The sequence below is a fragment of the Nocardiopsis quinghaiensis genome (assembly GCF_008638365.1).
Lineage (GTDB): Bacteria > Actinomycetota > Actinomycetes > Streptosporangiales > Streptosporangiaceae > Nocardiopsis > Nocardiopsis quinghaiensis.
The window spans coordinates 1-22,433 of record NZ_VWVU01000005.1 but is presented as its reverse complement, the minus strand read 5'-3'; the positions used below and the strand labels follow the sequence as shown (position 1 = coordinate 22,433).

17 protein-coding genes and 1 pseudogene are annotated in these 22,433 nt (G+C 71.4%); 8 read left to right on the top strand and 10 right to left on the bottom strand.

What is annotated here, in order from left to right; translation table 11 throughout:
- Nucleotides 1-15 precede the first annotated feature (15 nt).
- From dxs to FYX01_RS12485, 6 genes are all read right to left on the bottom strand, one after another.
- Entirely contained in the window at nt 16-1,938 is a 1,923-nt protein-coding gene (dxs, locus tag FYX01_RS12510) for a 1-deoxy-D-xylulose-5-phosphate synthase (RefSeq protein WP_150240815.1), read from the bottom strand.
- 265 nt (nt 1,939-2,203) lie between these two features.
- Nucleotides 2,204-2,986 carry a sulfite exporter TauE/SafE family protein gene (locus FYX01_RS12505; RefSeq protein ID WP_150241294.1) on the bottom strand — a complete coding sequence of 261 codons (783 nt, stop codon included), beginning with the start codon at nt 2,984-2,986 and terminating at the stop codon, nt 2,204-2,206.
- Between the two features lie 200 nt (nt 2,987-3,186).
- Entirely contained in the window at nt 3,187-4,467 is a 1,281-nt protein-coding gene (locus FYX01_RS12500; RefSeq protein ID WP_150240813.1) for a sugar ABC transporter permease, read from the bottom strand.
- Nucleotides 4,467-5,264, bottom strand: coding sequence for an ATP-binding cassette domain-containing protein (locus FYX01_RS12495; RefSeq protein WP_150240811.1), 798 nt, complete (start codon nt 5,262-5,264; stop codon nt 4,467-4,469). The genes FYX01_RS12500 and FYX01_RS12495 overlap by 1 nt, the downstream gene beginning before the upstream one ends.
- Before the next feature lie 83 nt (nt 5,265-5,347).
- Complete coding sequence (locus FYX01_RS12490) at nt 5,348-6,493, bottom strand: substrate-binding domain-containing protein (RefSeq protein ID WP_150240809.1); 1,146 nt, start codon at nt 6,491-6,493, stop codon at nt 5,348-5,350.
- A gap of 319 nt (nt 6,494-6,812) precedes the next feature.
- Nucleotides 6,813-7,988 carry an ROK family transcriptional regulator gene (locus FYX01_RS12485; protein ID WP_150240806.1) on the bottom strand — a complete coding sequence of 392 codons (1,176 nt, stop codon included), beginning with the start codon at nt 7,986-7,988 and terminating at the stop codon, nt 6,813-6,815.
- A 112-nt stretch (nt 7,989-8,100) separates the two neighbouring features.
- Here FYX01_RS12485 and FYX01_RS12480 point away from each other — a divergent pair, with 112 nt between their 5' ends.
- Nucleotides 8,101-8,703 carry a uridine kinase family protein gene (locus FYX01_RS12480; RefSeq protein WP_150240804.1) on the top strand — a complete coding sequence of 201 codons (603 nt, stop codon included), beginning with the start codon at nt 8,101-8,103 and terminating at the stop codon, nt 8,701-8,703.
- Nucleotides 8,704-8,743: 40 nt separating this feature from the next.
- Here FYX01_RS12480 and FYX01_RS12475 read toward each other — a convergent pair whose 3' ends face one another.
- Nucleotides 8,744-11,107, bottom strand: coding sequence for a serine/threonine protein kinase (locus tag FYX01_RS12475; protein WP_150240802.1), 2,364 nt, complete (start codon nt 11,105-11,107; stop codon nt 8,744-8,746).
- Between the two features lie 826 nt (nt 11,108-11,933).
- Here FYX01_RS12475 and FYX01_RS12470 point away from each other — a divergent pair.
- Nucleotides 11,934-12,185 carry a hypothetical protein gene (locus tag FYX01_RS12470; protein ID WP_150240799.1) on the top strand — a complete coding sequence of 84 codons (252 nt, stop codon included), beginning with the start codon at nt 11,934-11,936 and terminating at the stop codon, nt 12,183-12,185.
- Between the two features lie 73 nt (nt 12,186-12,258).
- Here the strand turns inward: FYX01_RS12470 and FYX01_RS12465 are convergent, their stop codons facing one another.
- The 3 genes from FYX01_RS12465 to FYX01_RS12455 form a co-directional block, all read right to left on the bottom strand.
- Nucleotides 12,259-12,690: an SRPBCC family protein gene (locus FYX01_RS12465; RefSeq protein WP_150240797.1), complete on the bottom strand. Its 432-nt coding sequence runs from the start codon at nt 12,688-12,690 to the stop codon at nt 12,259-12,261.
- Nucleotides 12,691-12,882: 192 nt separating this feature from the next.
- Nucleotides 12,883-15,612: an aconitate hydratase AcnA gene (gene acnA / locus FYX01_RS12460; RefSeq protein WP_150240795.1), complete on the bottom strand. Its 2,730-nt coding sequence runs from the start codon at nt 15,610-15,612 to the stop codon at nt 12,883-12,885.
- A 388-nt stretch (nt 15,613-16,000) separates the two neighbouring features.
- Nucleotides 16,001-16,936 carry an LLM class F420-dependent oxidoreductase gene (locus FYX01_RS12455; RefSeq protein WP_150240792.1) on the bottom strand — a complete coding sequence of 312 codons (936 nt, stop codon included), beginning with the start codon at nt 16,934-16,936 and terminating at the stop codon, nt 16,001-16,003.
- A gap of 121 nt (nt 16,937-17,057) precedes the next feature.
- On the opposite strand from FYX01_RS12455, the gene FYX01_RS12450 reads away from it, so the two are divergent.
- From FYX01_RS12450 to FYX01_RS12425, 6 genes and pseudogenes are all read left to right on the top strand, one after another.
- A complete protein-coding gene (locus FYX01_RS12450; protein WP_150240790.1) occupies nt 17,058-17,642 on the top strand; it encodes an RNA polymerase sigma factor in 585 nt (194 codons plus the stop codon).
- On the top strand, nt 17,639-18,439 hold the full coding sequence (locus tag FYX01_RS12445) for a zf-HC2 domain-containing protein (protein WP_150240789.1): 801 nt from the start codon (nt 17,639-17,641) through the stop codon (nt 18,437-18,439). Before FYX01_RS12450 ends, FYX01_RS12445 begins: the two co-directional genes overlap by 4 nt.
- Entirely contained in the window at nt 18,436-19,329 is an 894-nt protein-coding gene (locus tag FYX01_RS12440; RefSeq protein WP_150240787.1) for an ABC transporter ATP-binding protein, read from the top strand. The genes FYX01_RS12445 and FYX01_RS12440 overlap by 4 nt, the downstream gene beginning before the upstream one ends.
- The gene (locus tag FYX01_RS12435; RefSeq protein ID WP_150240786.1) at nt 19,326-20,867 is read left to right on the top strand and encodes a hypothetical protein; all 1,542 of its coding nucleotides are present in this window, start codon (nt 19,326-19,328) and stop codon (nt 20,865-20,867) included. Before FYX01_RS12440 ends, FYX01_RS12435 begins: the two co-directional genes overlap by 4 nt.
- 240 nt (nt 20,868-21,107) lie before the next feature.
- Nucleotides 21,108-22,043: a DMT family transporter gene (locus FYX01_RS12430; RefSeq protein ID WP_150240784.1), complete on the top strand. Its 936-nt coding sequence runs from the start codon at nt 21,108-21,110 to the stop codon at nt 22,041-22,043.
- Between the two features lie 174 nt (nt 22,044-22,217).
- A pseudogene (locus FYX01_RS12425) lies at nt 22,218-22,433 on the top strand (IS982 family transposase); the annotation flags it as partial.

The window sequence follows — 22,433 nt, the reverse complement described above, 5'->3', positions numbered from 1 at the left end:
GTGGCCCGAGGCGGCTCAGGCGGTCTCGTCGGCCAGCTCGTCGGCGGCCGCGTCGGTGCGGCGGGAGACCGTCTCGGTGAGCTTGCGGGACAGTTCCTGGGGCGTCAGACCCTGTTCCCGCAGGATGTCGTCGCGCTTGGCGTGGTCCAGGAACTCCTGCGCGATACCGAACGTGCGCACCGGCACGTCGACGTCGTGGTCGCGCAGCAGGCGGGCCACGGCGTCGCCGACGGCGCCGGTGCGGCCGTTGTCCTCGATGACCGCCACGACGCTGTGCTCGGCGGCCTCGGCGACCAGGGCCTCGTCCAGCGGCTTGACCCACAGGGGGTCGACGACGGTGGCGCCCAGGCCCTGGGCGGCCATCCGGTCGGCGACCTCGCAGGCGACCTGGGCCATGGTGCCCACACCCACGATGAGCAGGTCCTTGGAGTGGCCGTTGTCGCCGGCGCGGCGCAGCAGGTCCATGGAGCCGACCCTGCCGACCGCGTCCACCTGCTCAGCGACGGCCCCCTTGGGGTAGCGCACGACGGTGGGCGCGTCCTCGACGGCCACGGCCTCGCGCAGCAGGGTGCGCAGGCGTTCGGCGTCGCGGGGCGCGGCCAGGCGGAGCCCGGGGACCACCTGGAGGATGGACATGTCCCACATACCGTTGTGGCTGGCACCGTCGTTGCCGGTGACCCCGGCGCGGTCCAGGCAGAACGTGACGCCCTGGCGGTGCAGGGCGGCGTCCATGAGCACCTGGTCGAAACAGCGGTTGAGGAACGTGGCGTAGACGGCCACGACCGGGTGCAGACCGTTCATGGCCATACCGGTGGCGGCGGTGGCGGCGTGCTGTTCGGCGATGCCCACGTCGAAGGCGCGGTCGGGGTAGGCCTCGGCGAACTTGTTGAGGCCGGTGGGGTGGAGCATGGCGGCGGTGATGGCCACCACGTCCTGGCGCTCGGCGCCGATCTCCACCATGGTGTCGGCGAAGACGGAGGTCCACTTGACGACCTTGGGGCCGGGCTTGGCCTGGCCCGTGGCCACGTCGAAGGGACCGGGGGCGTGGAACTGGTCCTCGTCGTGGTTCTCGGCCGGGGCGTAGCCCTTGCCCTTCTGGGTGAGGCAGTGCACGATCACCGGGCCGCCGAAGTCGCGGGCACGGCGCAGCGCCTTCTCCATGACCTGCTCGTCGTGGCCGTCGATGGGCCCGAGGTACTTCAGGCCCAGGTCCTCGAACATCATCTGGGGCTGGATGGCGTCCTTGAGGCCCTTCTTGATGCCGTGCAGCGCCTCGTAGAGGGGCTGGCCGACCACGGGGGTGCGGTTGAGCGTGGTCTTGGCCAGGTCCAGGGCCTGCTCGTAACCGGGGGCCATGCGCAGGGAGGCGAGGTGGTCGGCGATCCCGCCCATGGTGGGCGAGTAGGAGCGGCCGTTGTCGTTGACCACGATGACCAGGCGGCGGTCCTTGCGCGCGGCGATGTTGTTGAGCGCCTCCCAGGCCATGCCACCGGTGAGCGCGCCGTCGCCGATGACCGCGACCACGGTGCGGTCGCCGAGGCCCCGTACCTCGTTGGCCTTGGCCATGCCGTCGGCGTAGGACAGGGACGTGGAGGCGTGGGAGTTCTCGACGAAGTCGTGCTCGGACTCGGCGCGCGAGGGGTAACCGGACAGACCGCCCTCGGACTTGAGGTTGGTGAAGTCATGGCGGCCGGTGAGGACCTTGTGCACATAGGCCTGGTGGCCGGTGTCGAAGAGGATGGGGTCCTTCGGCGAGTCGAAGACCCGGTGCAGCGCGATGGTCAGCTCCACGACGCCGAGGCTGGGACCGAGGTGCCCGCCGGTCTGGGAGCAGGAGTCGACCAGGAAGCCCCGGATCTCCTGTGCCAGCGCAGGGAGCTGATCGGCCGGAAGCCTCTTGAGCGCTTCCGGATTGTGTATCGACTCGAACAGTGCCACTGTCTCGTCAGTCCCCTCGTCCAGCGTGTCCGTTGAGTTTGCCGTTCCGGGCCCCTGACGTGGGCCGGGTTTGGCTACCGGCAGGTATACATACCCGAGTTTATGGGTGTGTGTCCACGGGTCCTGCCAAGCCCCACCCTGGCCGGGAAACCGGGCGGGCCGTCCTGTACGGCCTTCCCACCAGACGGCCGGAACCACGCCGACGCTACCCGGGTTTTCGCGTACATTACTTGGTTTCGGAAGCGTTCTGTCCGGGTGAGGCGGCTTATGCGAACACCGCCTGACCGAGCAGGCCGAGCGCGGAGGCGGACACCACGCACAGCATGGCGACGCGCAGCCACGCGGCGTTGACCCGTCGGCGCAGCAGGTTGCCGACGAGGAAGCCGACGCCGACGAGGGGGATGGCCGAGACCCCGACGACGGCGGTCCGGGTGTCCATCTGGCCGCCCAGGGCCAGTGCGGACAGGGAGACCGCGCCACCGCCGAGGAAGAACGCCGCCAGGGTGGCGCGGACCCTGGCGGGCTCCTCGTGCTGGTAGAGCAGGGCCATGGGAGGGCCGCCGACCGTGGTGGCGGTGCCGGCCAGGCCGGACAGGGCCCCGGCCGCCACGAGCGTCACCGGGGTGACGCGCACCCGCAGTGACCAGACCGACAGGAGGACGGCCACGAGCACCATGGCCCCGACCGCTCCGGCCAGGGCCCGTGGCTCCAGGGCCGCGACCACCCACACGCCCAGGACGGTTCCGGGCAGGCGCGCGGGCAGCCCCCAGGCGATGCCGCGCCAGTCCACGTGCCGCCACTCCTGCAGGAGGGTGAACGCCGGGAGGATGATCACGGCGACGAGCAGCATCCCCGGCATGAGGGTGGGGTCCAGGAAGGAGATGACGGGTGCGGCGACCATTCCGAGGCCGAGGCCGACGGTGCTCTGCACGGCGGCACCGGTGACGACCGCGAGCGCGGTGACGATGACGAACGTCCACAGGTCGCCTTCGCCGAGTATCCCGTGACCGGTGGGAGAGAAGAGTTCCACGAGGTTCGAGGCGGACATGGGAGCGGGGAGGGCGCTGGTTTCCAGGGGCACGGTTCACGACGCTATATCCCGACTTTCCCAACCGGGTACAGGAGGCGGGAAGGTGGGACGAAGAGGGCCCGGCCCGGCGCTTGGGGCGCCGGACCGGGTGGGAGGGGGCGGGGACGGTGGGGAGTGAGGCACCGCCGGCCGCCCCGGGGTGGGCCGTGGCCGCCTTGTCAGGCGCCTCCCCTGGCGTGGGTCTTGCGACCCCGGCGGGAGAGGGAGTCCAGGATGACGGCGACCAGCAGGACCCCCGCGGTGATCATGAACCGGACGGAGGTGTTCATCTGGAGCAGCAGCAGGCCGGAGGCGATCGCGCCGAGGACCAGACCGCCCAGGAGGGCGGAGTAGGCGTTGCCGCGCCCGCCGAAGAGGCTGGTACCGCCGATGACCGCGGCCGCGATGGCCATCATCAGCTCCTCACCGCCACCGGTGGACACGCTCGCCGCGAAGTTGCGCGAGGTGAGCATGACGCCGCCCAGGGCGGCGAGGGCGGAGGCGATGCCGAACACCGAGATGCGGATCAGGTCCACGTTGATACCAGCGCGCCGGGCGGCCTCGGCGTTGCCGCCGACGGCGTAGACCATGCGGCCGTAACGGGTCTTGCGCAGGATGAGGTCGAGGGCGACGACGAAGCCCACGAAGATCAGGAAGGCCAGCGGCACGCCCTTGTACTGGTTGAGCACCCACACGCCGCCGAGGATCGGTACGGCGAGCAGGGCGGCCCGGAAGAGGACCCCGGTCAGGGGCTTGTAGGGCAGGCCCGCCAGGCGGCGGCGCCGCTCCACCAGGAACACCGAGACGACGTACAGGCCCAGGGCCAGTACCGCGATCGCCCAGCCCATGAACGACACGAAGTAGGTCTGGGTCAGGAGCGCGATCGTTCCGCTCGGGCTGGTGTTGATGGTGCCGTCGGCGCCCATCAGGTACAGGTGCAGGCCCTGCCAGCCCAACAGGCCCGCGAGGGTGACCACGAAGGCCGGCACCCCCAGCTTCGCGAAGATGAAGCCGTGCACCAGGCCGACCAGGAGGCCGAGCCCGACGGCGAGTGCGATCGCCACCCATTCCGAGACGCCCTGCTTGACGGCGAGGACGGCCAGGGCCGCGGCGGCCAGGCCGGCGACGGACCCGATGGACAGGTCGATCTCGCCGAGCAGCAGGACCATGATCACGCCGGTGGTCATCAGGCCGATGGCGGCGATCTGTACGGTCAGGTTGGACAGGTTCTGCGGCGACAGGAACCGGTCGTTGGCCGACTGGAAGACGACGGCGATGAGGATCAGGCCGATGACCACCGGGAGTGCTCCCAGATCACCGCCGCGCAGGGCGCGCTTGAAGGCGTCGAGCCATCCCTTGGGCGATGCCACCGTGGCCAGCAGCCGCGGGTCGCGCTTGGGGGCGACCGACTCGGCCCCACCTCGCCCGGGTGCCTTGGAGACAGGGGTCTGCTGGGTCATCACTTGTCCTCCGTGGCCAGGGCCGAGGCACCGGTGCGCTCGGAACGGCGACTGACCGGGTTGTCGGCGGCGCCGGTGATGGCTGCCACGATCTCCTCGTAGCTGGTGTCCGCGATGGGGAAGTCTCCGGCGTTGCGGCCCAGCCGCAGCACCATGGCCCGGTCGGCCACCGCTCGCACGTCGGCCATGTTGTGGCTGATCAGCAGCACGCCCAGGCCCTTGTCGCGCAGGCGCTCGATGAGGTCGAGGACCTGGGCGGTCTGGGCGACGCCCAGGGCCGCGGTGGGCTCGTCGAGCATCACCACGCGCGGCTGCCCCAGGAGGGAGCGGGCGATGGCGATGATCTGGCGCTGGCCTCCGGAGAGGGAGGCGACCGGAACGCGCAGGTTGGGGATCCGCACGGACAGGGAGTCCAGCAGTTCCCTGGCCCGGCTCTCCATCTCGACCTCGTCGAGGGTGCCGGGGAAGTGCAGCTTCTCGTTGCCCAGGAAGAGGTTGCCGACGATGTCCAGGTTGTCGCACAGGGCGAGGTCCTGGTAGATGGTGGCGATCCCGAGGCGCTGTGCGTCGGCGGGCGTCCCGATGCTGACCGGCTTGCCGTCCCACGTGATGACCCCGCCGCTGTCCGCGGGGTGGGCTCCGGAGATCACCTTGACCAGGGTGGACTTGCCGGCGCCGTTGTCACCGAGCAGGGCGACGACCTCGCCCTCACCGACCTGGAAGTCGACGTCGCTCAGGGCGCGGACCGCACCGAAGGTCTTGGAGATCCCGGACAGTTCCAGGACTGGTGTGCTCATGCGTTCGCTTCTCTTCTCTCATCCCGGTTCGGGCGGGCGGACAGCGGGAGTCCGCCCGCCCGGACCGGACCGTCGCACCGGTTCTAGAGGGCTTCCTGGCAGAAGTCGGTGTCGGCGTAGTCCTCGGTGCAGATCTCCTCGATGCTGTAGATCCCGTCCGAGACGACGGTGTCGCCCACGTTCTCCTTGGTGACCGCGGTCGGCTCCAGCAGAACGGCGTCGATGGTCTCGCCGTTGCCGTCCTCGGCCTCGGTGAGCGTGTACTCGCCCAGCTGGGGGTCCTCGCCGGTGGCCAGGCCCACGGCCATGGCCGCGGCGACCTGGGCCTCGGGCCGGATGGCCTTGTAGACGGTCATGTACTGCTCATCGGCGACGATGCGCTGGATCCCGGCCAGCTCGGCGTCCTGACCGGTCACGGGCGGCAGGTCCTCGACGGTGACTCCGGCGCTGCGCAGCGCGGAGATGACGCCGGAGGCCAGTCCGTCGTTGGCGGCGTAGACGCCGGTGATCTCGTCCAGGCCCACGGAGGTGATGGCACCCTCCATCTGGGAGTTGGCCTCGTCGGGCGACCAGTCCGGGGTGTCGAACTCCTGGCCGATCTCGATCTGACCCTCGAAGACCTCCATGGCGCCCGCCTTGAAGCTGGAGGCGTTGGGGTCGGTGGGCGAGCCGTGCATCACGACGATCGAGCCGTCCCCGGTGGTGCCCTCCGCCTCCAGGGCCTCCAGCAGGGACTGGGCCTGGACCTGGCCGACGCGGTGGTTGTCGAAGGAGACGTACATGTCGGCGCCGCCCTCGGCGAGGCGGTCGTAGGCGACCACCGGCACGCCCTGGGACTTGGCCTCGTTGACGGTCCCGGCCGCCGCGGCGGCGTCGACGGCGTCCAGGACGAGCACGTCCACGCCGTCGGTCAACATGGCCTGGGCCTGGGTCTGCTGCTCGTCCACGTCCCCGTCGGCGTTGGCGTAGGACACCTCACAGCTCGGGCAGAGCTCGTTCATCTCCTCCTCGAAGAAGGGCCTGTCGAAGGCCTCGTAGCGAGCGGTGTGAAGGTCGGGCAGGAGGAGGCCGACGTGGAAGCCCTCCTCGACGGTGTGGGTCTCGCGCTCGGCGTCCTCGCCCGAGCTGGTGAGCGAACCACAACCGGAGACGAGGAGTGCCAGAGCGGCTCCGACGGCGGCGAAACCGCCGGCGGCCGTGCGGCGCGATGCGAAGCGTCGTGTGTTCAACGCGGATGCCTCTCATGAGGGGGGATACGGACGGTGAAACTCGCGAGTGGTTGGAGTGAAGTCAAACCCCGCCGCTACCTTGCCGTCAACTCCTGAACACATAACCGAAACATCACGAGTATTGCGTTCACAGCGTGAACAGAGCGAAAACCCAGGCCAGAGCGGAGGTCCCGACATGTGAGCTCGTGTGAAGGAATTCCGTTTCTTTACCGAACCACGGCTTCGATCCGGCGCTGACCTCGACGTTCGTCACCTGTCAGCCTACGTGCGGGCACCGACCGGAGGGGCCCGATCGCCGTCCGTTCCACTCCGGACCCGTTCAGTTCGCGTGCTGCACGGCCATACGCAGTGCGCCGTACAGGGCCGCGTCCCTGCCCAGCGCGCTCGGCACCAGTTCGAGCCGCTCCAGAGCGCTTTCCAGGGAGCCCAGCTCCATCGCCCTGCGCATCGGGTCCAGCAGCAGCTCACCCGCGTCGGCCAGCTCCCCGCCCACGGTCACCCGGCCCGGGTTGAACAGGTTCGCCATGATCGCGGCGCCCTGGCCCAGCGCGGTGCCCGCCTCGGCGATGATGCGCCGGCTGCCCGGGTCGCCCTCCAGCGCCGCCGCCACCATGTCCGGGATCCGGACCGGCCCCGGACCGCGGGCCACACCGCTGTTCTGCGGCAGCATGTCAAGCAGGTAGTTCGCGCCCACGAAGGTCTCCAGGCAGCCCCGGTTGCCGCACCGGCACACCTGCCCGCGCGGATCCAGCGCGATGTGCCCGATCTCCCCGGCCGTACCCCCCGCCCCGCGGAAGAGCCGGCCGGACATCATGATGCCCGCGCCCACGCCCTCGCTGAGGACCAGGTGGATCACGTGCTCGGCCCCCGCGCCCGCGCCCTGGTACTGCTCGGCCAGGACCGCGAGGTTGGCGTCGTTCTCGGCCAGGGTCTCCACCCCCAGCCGCTCGGTCAGGGCCCTGGCCGGGCGGAACCCCGCCCAGCGGGGCACGCAGGAGATGGCGCCGACCTCGCCGGTGCCCGGGTCGACCGGCCCGGGGACGGAGACCACCACCGACGACACGGTGCCCAGGTCGATCCGGGAGCGGATCAGCGTGGTCTCGGCCAGCCAGGCGGCGCGCCGTATCCCGCGCTCGGCGTCGGAGGCCACGTCGTAGTCGATCTCCTCGCGGACCAGCATGTTGCCGTCGCTGTCGCCGATCGCGACGCGGACGCGGTCGGCGGTGAAGTCGACGGCCACGACGGTACCGGGAGGGCGCAGCAGTGTGACCGCCCTGGCCCGGCGGCCGTTGGAGGAGGTGTCGCGCACCGAGACCGTCCCGGCGGCGCGCAGGCCGCGGACGATGTTGGAGACGCTGGCCGCGGACAGGCCGGTGGACCGGGACAGTTCGGCCTGGGTGCACGTCCCGTCGCGGCGCAGCACGTCCACGACCCGGCGTTCGTTGGCCTGGCGCAGGGCGGACTGGGATCCCGGCGTCGCGGTGGCCTCGGTCACCAGCTGCCCCTTTGTCTCGGTGGTTTCCCGGCGCTTCGGCACCGTTGCGAGGAATGCTACAAGGATTGAACGCAAGCCGAAACTTCTCGTCCCATGACGTTAGGGTCCGAACATGACCAGACCACGCATCAGCACCGCCGAGCGCGGATGGCCCGACCGCCTCGCGCGGGCGGTCCCCTCCCCCCGCGCGGGCCGCATCCGTGTCGTGGCGGTCGAGGGGCGCTCGGGCGCGGGCAAGAGCACGGTGGCCGAGGAGTTCTGCACGTCGCTGGCCGCGCGGGGGGAGGCGGCCCGCGTGCTGACCATGGAGGACCTCTACCCCGGCTGGGAGGGCCTGGCCGAGGCGCCGGGACTGCTGCGGGAGTGGGTCCTGGAACCACTCGCACGTGGGGAACGGGCGGCATGGCGGCGCTACGACTGGGAGCGGGGCGCTTTCGCGCGGGAGTGGACCGCCCTGCCCGACGGCGTGGCGGCGGGCGGGATCCTCGTGGTGGAGGGATCCGGTTCGGGCGCCGCCGCCGTGCGCGACCTGCTGGACCTGCTGGTGTGGGTGGCCGCGCCCGACGACGAGCGCTCACTGCGGTTGGACGGCCGGTGGGACGCGGCCGTCTACGCGCCCTATCGGAGCGTGTGGGCGGAGCAGGAGGAGGCCTTCCACCGGCGGGACCGCCCCAGGGAGCACGCCGACGTGGTCATCGACAACGCGGCTCGCTGAGACCGCCGTTCGGCGGTGCCGGAGGCCGCCCCGCGAGGCGTCAGGGCCCGCAGATCTCCCGGGCCCTGCGCAGGTCGCCCTGGATGCGGTCGACCCCCGCCGTCAGCGGCGGCAGCTGCGACGAGACCCCGTTCAGCTCCCCGTAGCGCAGGTTGCGCCGTGCCGGGCCGCCGAAGGCGATCCGCACGGTGATCTCCGCCAGGACGGCTCCGACGAAGCCGAGTACGCCCACGACGAGCAGCAGGCTGACGACCCCCTCCATGCCGCTGCCCGCCGACAGCTCGGTCACGATCCCGGCGGGAATGCCGAGGATGGCGAACCGGCAGATCCGCAGGGCGAGCACCAGCCGCTCCTGGAGAAGCACCCGGCGGCGCAGGGAGTCGTGCCTGGTACTGACCTCGCCGTGGCGCTTCTCCCAGTGCCGCCGCTGCTCGGCCAGCGCCCGCATGGTCGGCACCGCGCCGTAGGCCACCGCCGCGTACCCGGCGTTGACGGGCAGCGGCGCGCTCCGGACGCGGTTCCAGAGGATGGCCGCCCACTCCCGCACGCCCGTGTCGCCGCCGTCGTCGGGCGGCACCATCCGCTCCGGGTGCAGCAGGAAGGTCAGGATGAGGGCGGTGCTGACGCTGACGTGGGCCGTACGCCACCCCTCCAGCTCGCCGGTCAGCTGCTTGTGGAAGGCGTTGGCGGCCTGCTCGGCCTCGTCGAGGTGCTCCGCGAGCCGCAGCAGCTCGCCGGAGTCGTCGCCGTGGTGGGCGCCCATGATCCGGAGCAGGCTCGGGCGGGCCATCAGAAGCATCTCGTTGGCCAGGGGCGCACCGGTGAACAGGGGGCGCGGATCGCTGAACACCTCACCCAGCTCGGCCACGGTGGCGCCCCGGCCCCGGAATATGGGCGGCAGGTCGGGGCGCAGCTGGGAGACGAAGGAGGCCACCGCCAGATTGGCGTCGCTGTTGGCGTGTCCGCGGAACAGGGAGCGGTCCAGGGTGGTGTCGCCGAGGTCGTTGACGAGCCAGGCTCCGAGAGCGGCCCGCTCGGCCGGGTCGTTGAAGACCTGGACGGCGGCGCTCCAGTTCTGCTGCATCGCCGCGGCCAGGTCACGCGGGTCGGTGAACCGGATGCCGTGGAAGTGGTACGGGGGCACACCGGCGTGGTGCGGCGGCGAAGTGGTGCGGCCACCGCTCACCGGGCCCGGCACGGAAGGCGAGGAGTACGGCGGCGGCGACGCGGGCGCGGTGTGGGGCGGCGGCGTGCCGGGAGCGGCGGAGGCCGGTCCCGACACGGGCGGCGCGGTGCGGGGCGGGGCCAGACCGGCGGAGGGATCGGCGGAAGCGGCGCCACCGGGCGCCATCCGCGTGTAGGCGCGGGTCGGGTCCACCGGGACCTGCGGGGCCACTCTGGTCGGATCCACGGGGGTCCGGGTCGCCACGCGGGTCGGGTTCACCCGCGCGGACGCGTCGAACGCGCTCGGGACCGGGTCCGCGCCGGCCCGGGTGCGCGCGTCCGGCGCGCTCCCGTTGGGCCCCGCGCCCGAAGAGCGCGCTCCCGGGGCCGCGGCCGCCGCCCGGCCGCCGGCGGCGGGCACGCTGATCAGCTGGTTGAGCAGGGTGGTGGCGTCGGGGCGGCGGCCGGGGTCCTTGTCCAGGCAGGCACGGACGATTCCGGCCAGCGGCTCGGTGAGAGCGCCGAGGTCGGGCTCCGCCCCCAGGATGCGGGCGATACGGGAGGCCTGGGTGGGGCCGGGGAAGGCCTCCCGCCCGGTGGCGGCGTAGACCATCACCGAACCCCAGGAGAAGATGTCCACCGCCGAGGTCAGCCGCATGCCCTCCAACTGCTCGGGCGCCATGTACCCGATGGTTCCCACCACACCGCTGGCGGTGACCGAGGTGGTCTCCACGGCGCGGGCGATGCCGAAGTCGATCACGCGCGGACCGTCCGGGGCCAGCATGATGTTGTCCGGCTTGAGATCGCGGTGCACGACCCCCGCGGCGTGGATCGCGGCCAGGGCGGTGGCGGTGGAGACGGCCAGCCGGTGCAGTTCGACCCCGCTCCGGGGACCGTCCTCGGCCACCGCGTCCTGCAGGGTGGGGCCGTCGATGAACTCCGTGGCGATCCACGGCTCCTCGGCCCCGGGATCGGCGTCCAGGATCGCGGCGATGCAGAAGCCGCTCACCCGACGGGCCTGCTCCACCTCGGTGGCGAAGCGGCGGCGCATCTCGGGGTCGCCCGCCCAGCTGGCGTGCAGGAGCTTGACCGCGGCGCGACTGCCGTCGGGGGCCTCGCCGAGGAAGACCTCACCGAAACCGCCGCGTCCCAGGGACCGCGCCAGCCGGTAGTTCCCCGCCGTGCGGCCCGGCTCCCGGCCCGTCCCGCCGCTACCATCCTGGCCCTCCAGGTCGTCCACCGGTCCACCCCGTATCCATCGTCATCCATCCCCGGTAACCCACGACGGGCCCGTGGGAACTATAGCCACGTTTCGGTCGGTCAGAACCCGGTGACATGGGCGGGTACCGAAGTTCCGCTCCGTATGGGCAGATGGTGGCCACCGGTGCAGGTGTTCTGCGATGTGCGCATCCGATACTGCTCCGTTACGGACGACCGCGGCGGTGGTCACAGCGCTGGATCCGCTGGAGGCTCTGCCCGCCCCTGGAGCGGGCCGCCGCCGGATCCCGCACGGTTGCGTGGTCGCTCGCCGCTGGAAACCCCACGGGTGCCTGGCCGAGGCCTCCTGAACGCTCTACACAGCCCCTGGGCTCCGGCGCGTGTTCCGCGCGGGCGGTGCCGTGGCCAGGAGGGGGAGAGGGGCCGGCGGAATCAGGAAGGAAAGAACCGGCGGGGAAGCCGAGAGCGGAGGTTGGTGACGCTGTGCATGCGGTGGGCATATCGGGGATTTACGGATGTCCACCGACGTGAAAGCGGTTGCCCGACCTTTCACACGAACACCGGAACCCATTGGGCAAATGCGACATACCGGACTAACGCGCGGGATTCACGCAAGGCCTCCGACACTGGCCGCAGGCCCCACGGCCGCCCTACGCGCCGCGCTCTCGATTTTGGGGTTTGCGCAGCTTTCTGGTGTTCCCTCTTGCCCTCCTCCGCCCGCAGGCTGGGGAGCGGGGACGAAGCCGGGCGGTTCCACGGCGCCTCCCGCGCCTTGCGGGCAGCGTCGGTCCGGGACCACCCCGATGTCGGCGGATCCCCGTACCAAGCCACGAAGGGAAAGCACTGCCATGCAGAAGAAGACCCTGTACCGTGTCACGCTCACCATCGTCGCCGCACCCGTGCTGGCGTTCGGAACTCCGGCCGTCGCCTCGGCGGACGCCTACTACGACTCGGAGACCAGCGTGGCCGGTCACGGCGGGGCGTTCAACCACGAGGTCGAGTCCTCCGCCGGGGACGGCAAGGCCTGGTTCGAGGAGTCCTGGGACTACGCCGGCAAGGACGGCTCCTACTCCTCCAGCACCGAGAGCGGCGCCCACTAGGGCCCCGGTACGGAGGGACGGGCTCCCGGTACCGCACGTCGGTGCCGGGAGCCCGCCTGTCGCGGGAGGACGGTCAGGCGGTGGAGGCGTTCCCCGACGGCTCGACGAAGGCCTTGAAGCGCTTCATGTCGCCCTTGGCCCGGGCCTGGACCAGCCCGAGCTTGTCGCCGAGCTGCTCGACCACGCCCTCCGGGACGGTCTTGAGCTGGAGGGTGATCCTGCTGCGTGTGTCCGAAATGTGGTGGAAAGTCACCACACCCGCGTGGGTCACCCCGTCCGTGGTCTTCCAGGCGACCCGCTCACCGGGGACCTGCTCGGTGACCACGGCCTCGAACTCCCTCTTCTGGCCGCCGATCTCGATGGTCCAGACCATGTGCCCGCCATCGGTGCGGACGACCTTGTCGACACCCTCCATGAACGCCGGGAACTCCTCGAACCTCGTCCACTGCGCGTAGGCGGCGGTGACCGGAACGTCGACCTCCACCGTCTCGATGATCTCTGACATTGATTCGAGTCCTTCGTCGCTTGCGTTGCGTCCTCACCAGGGCCGCTACCCGACGCCCTCCTGAGCAATCACCCTACTGAGATCTTTCCGTGACCTTCTGTTGGAGGACGCGGAGTATCCGGACGACGAGGGGCCGCCACCGTCGGACGACGGTGGCGGCCCCGGGTGCGTCGCGCCCGACGCGGGATCGGCCTACTTGGCGATCAGCTGGCGCAGCACGTACTGCAGGATGCCGCCGTTGCGGTAGTAGTCGGCCTCGCCGGGGGTGTCGATGCGCACCACGGCGTCGAACTCCACGCCGGTGTCGGTGCTGACCTTCACCGTGGCGGGGACCCGGCCCTCGTTCATCTCGGTCACGCCGGTGATGGAGAAGGTCTCCTCACCGGTCAGGCCCAGGGAGTCGGCGGACCGGCCCTCGGGGAACTGCAGGGGCAGGACGCCCATACCGATCAGGTTCGAGCGGTGGATGCGCTCGTAGGACTCGGTGATGACCGCACGGACGCCCAGCAGGGCGGTGCCCTTGGCGGCCCAGTCGCGCGAGGAGCCGGAACCGTACTCCTTGCCGCCCAGGACGACCAGCGGGGTGTCCTGCTCGGCGTAGTTCTGCGCGGCGTCGTAGATGAACGACACGGGCGCCTCGGGCTGGGTGAAGTCGCGGGTGTAGCCGCCCTCGGTACCCGGCGCGAGCTGGTTGCGCAGGCGGATGTTGGCGAACGTGCCGCGGATCATCACCTCGTGGTTGCCCCGGCGGGAACCGTAGGAGTTGAAGTCGCGGCGCTCCACACCGTGGGCCTTGAGGTAGTCGGCCGCCGGGGTGCCCGGCTTGATGGCGCTGGCCGGGGAGATGTGGTCGGTGGTGACCGAGTCGCCCAGCTTGGCCAGGACGCGGGCGCCGGTGATGTCGGTGACCGGGTCCGGGGTGGCGCCCATGCCCTCGAAGTAGGGGGGCTTGCGGACGTAGGTGGAGTCGTCCGCCCACTCGAAGGTGTTGCCGGTGGGCGTGGGCAGCGAGCGCCAGCGCTCGTCGCCGGCGAACACGTCCGCGTACGCGGACTCGTACATGTCCGAGGCGATCGCGGAGTCCATGACCTCCTGGATCTCCTCGGCGCTCGGCCAGATGTCGGCCAGGAAGACGGGCTCGCCGTCCGTGCCGACGCCCAGGGGCTCGGTGGTGATGTCCACGTCGAGCGATCCGGCCAGCGCGTAGGCGACCACCAGCGGCGGCGAGGCCAGGTAGTTCATCTTCACGTCCGGGTTGATCCGGCCCTCGAAGTTGCGGTTGCCGGACAGGACCGCGGAGACCGCGAGGTCGTTGTCCTGGACGGCCTTGGAGACCTCCTCCGGCAGCGGGCCGGAGTTGCCGATGCAGGTGGTGCAGCCGTAGCCGACCAGGTTGAAGCCCAGCTTGTCCAGGTACGGGGTCAGGCCGGAGCGCTCGTAGTAGTCGGTGACGACCTTGGACCCGGGGGCCATGGAGGTCTTGACCCACGGCTTGCGGGACAGGCCCCTCTCCACCGCCTTCTTGGCCAGCAGGGCGGCACCCAGCATGACCGAGGGGTTGGAGGTGTTGGTGCAGGAGGTGATCGCGGCGATCACCACGGCGCCGTGGTCGATCTCGGTCTCGGTGCCGTCGGCCATGGTGACCCGGACCGGGCGGTGCGGGCGCTCGCCCCCGGGCTTGGCCATGTGCGCCGGGGAGTCGGAGGCCGGGAAGGACTCCTCGCTCGCCTCGTCCACCTGGTCGTCGACGTAGTTGTGCACGTCGTGGCGCCAGGTGCCCTTGGCCCGCGACAGCGCGATGCGGTCCTGCGGGCGCTTGGGGCCGGCGATGGAGGGGACCACGTCGGCCAGGTCGAGCTCGATGTACTCGGAGAACTCGGGCTCGACGGACGGATCGTGCCAGAAGCCGTTGGCCTTGGCGTAGGCCTCGGTCAGGGCGACCTGCTGCTCGGAGCGGCCGGTCAGCCTCATGTAGCGGATGGTCTCGTCGTCGACCGGGAAGATCGCGGCGGTGGAGCCGAACTCCGGGCTCATGTTGCCGATGGTGGCGCGGTTGGCCAGCGGCACGGAAGCGACGCCCTCGCCGTAGAACTCGACGAACTTGCCGACCACGCCGTGCTCGCGCAGCATCTCGGTGATGGTGAGCACCAGGTCGGTGGCGGTGGTGCCGGGCTTGAGCGCGCCCTTCAGCTTGAAGCCGACCACACGCGGGATGAGCATGGAGATCGGCTGGCCGAGCATGGCGGCCTCGGCCTCGATGCCGCCCACGCCCCAGCCCAGGATGCCCAGGCCGTTCTGCATGGTGGTGTGCGAGTCGGTGCCCACACAGGTGTCGGGGTAGGCCTGGCCGCCCCGGCTCATGGTGACGCGTGCCAGGTGCTCGATGTTGGCCTGGTGCACGATACCGGTGCCGGGCGGGACGACCTTGAACTCGTCGAAGGCGGTCTGGCCCCAGCGCAGGAACTTGTAGCGCTCGTAGTTGCGCTCGTACTCGATCTCGACGTTGCGCTCGAAGGCGTCGGGACTGCCGAAGAGGTCGACCACGACGGAGTGGTCGATCACCAGCTCGGCGGGGGCGAGCGGGTTGATCTGGTCCGGGTCGCCGCCCATGTCCCGCACGGCCTCGCGCATGGTGGCGAGGTCGACGACACAGGGAACGCCGGTGAAGTCCTGCATGATCACCCGCGCGGGGGTGAACTGGATCTCCTGGTTGGGCTGGGCGTTGGGGTCCCAACCGCCCAGCGCCCGAATGTGGTCGGCGGTGACATTCGCACCGTCCTCGGTGCGCAGAAGGTTCTCCAGCAGCACCTTCAGGCTGTAGGGAAGCCGCTTGGAGCCCTCAACGGACTCCAGACGGAAGATCTCGTACGACTCGTCGCCAACGCGCAACGTGTCACGGGCGCCGAAGCTGTTCGCGGACACGGTGTCTGCCTCCTGATCTCGCCACTTTGCTCCCAGCATCCTGCCTCATCGGGCGGACGCGGGACCTACTGAGGCCGCCCTGACCGGGTGCCGGGGGGGCGGAGGGCCGCGGGGGTGGTCTCCGCCTGTCCTTCCGGCCTCCATCAGGTCCGCCGTGACCTGCGGCGACGCCACTCGCCGCCGGCCGGGCGGCCCGCTGGTCGCGGGCGCCCATGATGTTCGGGTTCGGGCATCGCCGAGCGGTCGACCTCACACGCCCGAACCGGGAGCGGGCCGGGGGGAGCCCCGCTGTTATCTTGATGTCAAGCTATCTGACTTGTATCTCGATATCAAGTTACCGCCCGGGTGCCACACGGGCGCGGCCGCCCCCCGGGAAGTCGCTCCGCGCTCAGTCCAACTGCGGCGCGACCCGCGACGCGACCAGTTCCAGATGGTCCAGGTCGGACATGTCCATCATCTGCAGGTACATGCGCTCCGCGCCCGCGGCGGCGAACCGGCCGATCTTCTCCACCAGCTCGTCCGGGGTGCCCGCCAGCCCGTTCTCCCGCAGCTCCGGCACCTCGCGGCCGATCCGCTCCGCCCGCCGGGCCACCTCCGCCTCGTCCTTGCCCACGCACAGCACCTGCGCTGCGGAGTAGACCATCGGCGCGCCGCGCCCCGAGGCCCCGACCGCGGCGCGGGTCCGCTCGAAGGCGGCCGAGGTGTCCTCGACCGAGGCGAACGGCACGTTGTACTCGTCGGCGTACCTGGCGGCCAGGCGCGGCGTGCGCTTGGGCCCGGTCCCGCCGATCAGTACCGGCGGCCGCGGGTCCTGCTGCGGCTTGGGAAGCGCGGGCCCCTCCGCCAGACGGTAGTGCTTGCCCTCGTAGCGGAAGGTCCCGCCCACCGGGGTGGACCACAGCCCGGTGATGACGTCCAGCTGCTCCTCGTAGCGGTCGAAGCGCTCACGGGCGGTGGCGGGGAAGGGAATCCCGTAGACCGCGTGCTCCTCCTCGAACCAGCCGGCGCCGAAACCGAACTCCACCCGGCCCTCGCTCATGCGGTCGACCTGGGCGACGGAGACGGCGAGGGGACCGGGGTAGCGGAAGGTCGCCGCGCTCATAAGCGTGCCCAGACGGATACGGGAGGTGTCACGGGCCAGCCCGGCCAGGGTGATCCAGGCGTCGGTGGGCCCGGGAAGGCCGCTGACGTGATCTCCCATGCGCAGATAGTGGTCAGATCGGAACAGGGCGTCGAACCCCAGGTCCTCCACGGCCCTGGCGACGGCGAGCTGGTCCTCGTAGGTGGCCCCCTGTTGGGGCTCAAGGAAGATCCTCAGACGCATACGCCCCATTTTCTCCCACAGCGGGGGTCAGACCGAAATCGCCGCGCGGATACCGTGGACAAAGACGCGACCGCCCCTCCCCGCAGAACCGAACCGTACTCCCACCGCGATAGCCCTCCACGTGAAGCTGCTCCGCCGCGCGCGCCGCCGCGCCCCCTCCTACGGCTCCGACAGCGCCGACCCGGTGCTGCTGGCCGCCGTCGCCACAGGTGAGACCCGTGCCCTGGAGATCCTGCACCGCAGGCACGCGCCCTGGATGCGGGCACGGCTGCGCTACCGCTGCTCCGACCCCGACCAGCTCGACGCCGCCCTCCAGGAGACCTTCCTGGCCGTGTGGAAGAACGCGGGCTCCTTCACCCCCCGCGACGGCGACACCGACGCCGGAGCCTGGCTGTGGACCATCGCGATCCGGCAGCTCATCTCCCAGCTGCGCAAACGCTCCAACCGCTGGATCGCCGACAGCGACACCGAATACGAGACCATCGGCGACGCCTCCGCCGAGGACACCGTGCTGCTCGGCATCGAGTACGGCCCGCTGGGCGCCGCCCTGCACTCCCTCTCACCCGAGCTGCGCTCGGCCATCCAGGCCACCGTGCTCGACGGACTCACCGTCCGGGAGGCCGCGCAGATTCTCCAGATCCCCGAAGGAACCGTCAAGACACGGGTCATGCGCGCCAAGGCGCGGCTACGGGAGGCACTGACATGAGCTGGCACCTGACCCCTGCCCAGGCACACGAGTACGCCCACCACCGATCCGACGACGTCACCGCCATGTCCGTGGAGGCCCACATCACCCGCTGCGCGAACTGCCGTGACCTGCTCCCCGCCGACGAGGCCTGGCTGGCCCGGAGCTGGGCGGACCTGCGCGACGTGGTGGACCGCCCCCGGCGCGGCCCGGTCGAGGTACTGCTGTCCTCGCTGGGGGTGGGCGAGGGCAGCGCCAAACTGCTCGCCGCCACCCCCGGGCTGTACCGGGCCTGGCTGCTGGCCACGGTCGTGGTGCTGGCAGCCGCCCTGCTGGCCGCCCACCACCTGCCGCTCGGCTCGCTGATGTTCACCTTCACCGCCCCGGTCGTGCCGCTGGTGGGCGTGGCCCTGGCCTACGGGCGCGGCGTGGACCCCGCCCACACCCTGACGTCGGTCACCCCGCTGGCCGGGCAGCGACTGCTGTTCCTGCGCACCTGCGCGGTGCTGGTGCCCGCGCTGACCCTGTGCACGGCGGCGGCCCTGCTGCTGCCCCCCTCGCACGCGCCCTGGGCGTCGACGTTCTGGCTGCTGCCCGCGCTCACCCTCGTGACCGGTTCACTGCTACTCAGCCGCTGGCTGCACCTGGGCGCGGCCAGCGCCGTCGTGGGACTGCTGTGGCTGCTCGCCCTGGGCGCCCTGATCGCCGCCGGGGACGCCACTCCCCTGCAACTGCTGGCTCCCCAGGCCCAGGTGTGGTGGGCGGGCGCGCTCGCCACCCTGCTCATCGCCCTCCTGTGGCGTGTGAGGGCGGCATGAGCTCCACGACCACGGTGACCGCCCCCGTCCACCTGCGCGGCCTGGTGCGCCGCTACGGCACCCGGACCGCCCTGGACGGTGTCGACCTGGACCTGGAGCCCGGAGTGACCGGACTGCTGGGACGCAACGGCGCGGGCAAGACCACGCTCCTGCGCTGCCTGAACACCGACCTGGAGGCCACCGACGGCGAGGTCCGCGTGCTGGGGCGCGACCCCGAACGCGCGGGCGAGCGGACCGAGATCCGGCGCCGTCTGGGCTACCTGCCGCAGAACCCCGAGTTCTACCCGTACTTCACCGCGTTCGGCCTGCTGGACTACATGGCGGTGCTCAAGGAGCTGGGCGGGCGCCGGGCCCGCCACGACGAGGTGCGCCGCGGCCTGGAGCGGGTCGGTCTCCTCGACCGCCGCCACAGCCGGATCCGCCGCCTGTCCGGCGGCATGCGCCAGCGCCTGGGACTGGCCGCGGCCATGCTCGGCGATCCCGAGGTACTGCTGCTGGACGAGCCGACCATCGGCCTGGACCCCGAGCAGCGCATCCGGTTCCGCGGACTGGTCTCGGAGCTGGCCGTGCGCAGCACCGTGGTGCTCTCCACCCACCAGATCGAGGACGTGGCGGCCCTGTGCCAGCGCGTGGTGTGCCTGGACTCGGGACGGGTGGTCTTCGACGGCACCCCGGGAGAGCTGGTGGACCGCTCGCGCGGGCACGTGTGGGAGCACGGCGAGCACCCCGGTGAGGGGTACACCGCCTGGCGGCTGGCCGACGGACGCTACCGGGTGCTCACTCCGGCCGACGGCGCGCACGCCGCGTCCGGCACCGGCCTGGAGCCGGTCGAGCCCACCCTGGAGGACGCCTACCTGTTGCTCACGGGTGTGGAACAGGACGTCCGATGAGCCGTGTCGTCGGGCGGAGGGGCTCCCTCGGTGCGTTCGCCCGGCTGACGTGGTACAACACGGTGCGTCTGTGCCGGAACCCGCTCCCGGCCCTGGGGACGGCGGCGGGCGCCTACCTGCTCCTGGACATGGGCCGGGCCACGGGCATGCCCACGCTGGAGGGCTGGTACAGCAGGGTCGACTCCATCGCGACGGTCGTGGGCGTGATCATGTTCGTCGCGGCCGCCTTCCCCGCCATGCGTGAGATCCGTTACTCCACGGCACTGGTGTCCCCCCTGGGCCGCACGAGCCGCCTCCTGTCCCTGATGGCGGCGTCCTCCCTGGTCAGCGCGGCGATGGTGACGGTACTGGCCGGCCTGAGCTACTGGTGGTCCTCCCCTCCCCTGCCGGGCGCGCTGAGTCCGCCCGCGTACCCGGCGCCCCTCCTGCTGGCGGCGGCGGGACCGCTCCTGTCGATCACCCTGGTGGCGTGGACCCGCTCGTACCTGCCACTGGTCGTGGTGGGGCTGACCGCGCCCGTCTACGTGGTGTACGGCGTCTCGCTGCTGGAGAGCAACCTGCAGAACGCGGCGTTCCGGATGGAGTGGGCGGTCCGCCTCACCATGCACCCGTTCGAGGTGCGCGCGCCCTCCGTCACGGGCGTGGCCGCCCACTACCTGGTCTACGCGGTACTGGCCGTGGCCGTCCTGGTGTTCCTGGCCCTGGCCGCCCGGGAACGCCGTGCCCTGCGTGCCGCCTGCCTGGGAACGGTCACCGTGCTCATGGCCGGCGCCGTGCTCACCGTCGCCCACGGCCGCCAGACCTACACATCCCTCACCCCCATAGCCGACAGCCGGGTGTACGGCGCACACGGATCCCCCTGCCAGGTCAAGGAGGGCATCACCTACTGTCCGCTGCCAGGGTTCGAACCGTGGGTGGACCACTGGCACGAGGCCCTGGCCCCGGCCGTGGACCTGCTGCCCGAGGCGGCGCACGGCCGCCTGCCGGTGGTGTGGCAGAACGGCTCCTCCTACGAACGGGACCTGGACGTTCCCGAGGGCGGGTCCGTGGTGGTCCACAGCTACATGGAACCGGGAGGGACGTACTGGCGGGCCGAGTTCGTGGGCGACGTGAGCCGGTCGGTCCTGGGTCTGCCCTCTCCCTACGAACCCCACCGGTGCCGCACCACCGGCCAGTCGCGCATGGTGATCGCGACCTGGCTGGCCACCGCCGGGGAGGAGATCCCCCGCCACGAGCAGCTGAACATCCTCACCATGGACCTGGACCCCTACCTGCCCTCACCGGTGGACCTGGAGGTGGCCCGAGCACTGCTCGGGCTCCCCGAGGAGCGGGTGAGCCCGGTCCTGGAGCAGCACTGGGAGAGGCTGTCCGCGCCCGAGGGGCGCACCCGGGAACTCGCGGAACTGCTGGGACTGCGGCTCCGGGAGACCTCCGACCTGCCCGCGACCTCCGACGACTGGGCCCGGCTGTACCCCTACCAGGGGCACCGGGAGGTCATCAACGACCCGGGGGGGCGGAGGTTTCCCGCATGCTCCTGACGCCGCGTCCCGGCACCGGGGCCCGTACCCCTGCCCCACACATCCGATCGTAGGATGGCAGGCATGAAGAACCCGTACTGGCACGTCGTGCTTCCACCTCTGCGCGCCTGACCGGGCGCGTCCTCCCCCTCTTCCCGAGGAACCCGGGCAGCGGCCCGTCGGCGGCGTCCGCCGGGCCGCGTGTCGTCGTGCGCCCGTTTCGCCCTCTCCCGGAACACGTGACGACGAAAGACCACGACCGTGTCAGAACGCTCTCTTCCCGCCTCCGACTCCCCGGCCCCCACCACCGCGGCCCTGGCCCGGGGGCCGCTGCCGATCCTGGCCGCGGCCGTGCTGTGGGGCACCACCGGCACCGCCAGCTCCCTGGCTCCCACGAGCGCGCCCGCGGCCGCCATCGGCTCCGCGGGCCTGGTCCTGGGCGGTCTGCTGCTGTTCCTCACAGGACGGGGCTCCCTGGCCCTGCTCGTCCGGAGCGGGGAGTCCACACGCTGGACGCTCGCCCTGGGCGCCCTGGCCGTCGCCGGGTACCCGCTGTCCTTCTACCCGGCCGTGGCACAGGCGGGCGTCGCGGTCGCCACGGTGATCACGCTGGGCAGTGCGCCGGTCTTCGCCGGGCTGCTGGCCTGGCTGACCGGGCGGGTCCGGCCCACGGCGCGCTGGTTCGCGGCCACCCTGGCCGCGGTACTGGGCTGCGCCGTACTCGTGCTGGGCTCGGAGCTCACCGGCGGTGAGTCCGCCGTGCGACCCGCCGGGGTGCTCCTGGCCCTGCTCGCGGGGCTGTCCTACTCCGCCTACGCGCTCATCGCCGAGCGGCTCATCCAGCGGGGCCACCCCTCGGGCGCCGTGATGGGCACGATGTTCGCCGGCGGCGGGCTCGCCGTACTCCCGGTGGTGCTGGTCGCCGGGACGGCCTGGCTGGCCACGGTCGAGGGCGCTCTGGTGGCCCTGCACCTGGCGGTCTTCACCGTGTTCCTGGCCTACCGGCTGTTCGGGAACGGGCTGCGGCACACACCCGCCTCGGTGGCCACCACCCTGACCCTGGCCGAACCGGCCGTGGCCGCGCTGCTGGGCGTGGTGGTGGTCGGTGAGCGCCTACCCGCCGTGTCGTGGGCGGGGCTGGCCGTACTCGCCCTGGGACTGGCGGTCCTGCGGGCCCCGGCCCCGCGCGCTCCCTAGCTCGGTGACCGCCGAGGCCGGCCCCGACAGCGATGGTCCTGTCGGCGATCTCGACCGCCGACATTGCCGGCAGGGGCAGGACCATCCGGCGAAAAGCCCCGATCAGCCCACTAGATGAGTAATTCCAAGGGGTGCATGGTCTGAGCATGAGGCGAGGGAGCCCATGGTCATGTTGTGACGCAAGACCTGAACTCCCTCGCCCGTGCACTCTACGACACCACCGCACGACTCCTGGAGCACCGCCCCGACCTGGCCCCCTGGCGCCCCACCATCGGCTTCCACCCCCGCCTGAGCAACGCCGACCTCATCACCCTGGCCCTGATGCAGGCCCTGCTCGGCCACACCAGCGAGGCCCGGTGGCTGCGCTACGCCCGCACCCACCTGTCGAAG

What these genes read in the sequence shown, in the direction of transcription:
- FYX01_RS12505 (WP_150241294.1), bottom strand. Translation starts at nt 2,986, where the DNA reads ATGTCCGCCTCGAACCTCGTGGAACTCTTCTCTCCCACCGGTCACGGG.
- FYX01_RS12500 (WP_150240813.1), bottom strand. Translation starts at nt 4,467, where the DNA reads ATGACCCAGCAGACCCCTGTCTCCAAGGCACCCGGGCGAGGTGGGGCC.
- FYX01_RS12495 (WP_150240811.1), bottom strand. Translation starts at nt 5,264, where the DNA reads ATGAGCACACCAGTCCTGGAACTGTCCGGGATCTCCAAGACCTTCGGT.
- FYX01_RS12480 (WP_150240804.1), top strand. Translation starts at nt 8,101, where the DNA reads ATGACCAGACCACGCATCAGCACCGCCGAGCGCGGATGGCCCGACCGC.
- FYX01_RS12470 (WP_150240799.1), top strand. Translation starts at nt 11,934, where the DNA reads ATGCAGAAGAAGACCCTGTACCGTGTCACGCTCACCATCGTCGCCGCA.
- FYX01_RS12465 (WP_150240797.1), bottom strand. Translation starts at nt 12,690, where the DNA reads ATGTCAGAGATCATCGAGACGGTGGAGGTCGACGTTCCGGTCACCGCC.
- FYX01_RS12455 (WP_150240792.1), bottom strand. Translation starts at nt 16,936, where the DNA reads ATGCGTCTGAGGATCTTCCTTGAGCCCCAACAGGGGGCCACCTACGAG.
- FYX01_RS12445 (WP_150240789.1), top strand. Translation starts at nt 17,639, where the DNA reads ATGAGCTGGCACCTGACCCCTGCCCAGGCACACGAGTACGCCCACCAC.
- FYX01_RS12440 (WP_150240787.1), top strand. Translation starts at nt 18,436, where the DNA reads ATGAGCTCCACGACCACGGTGACCGCCCCCGTCCACCTGCGCGGCCTG.
- FYX01_RS12435 (WP_150240786.1), top strand. Translation starts at nt 19,326, where the DNA reads ATGAGCCGTGTCGTCGGGCGGAGGGGCTCCCTCGGTGCGTTCGCCCGG.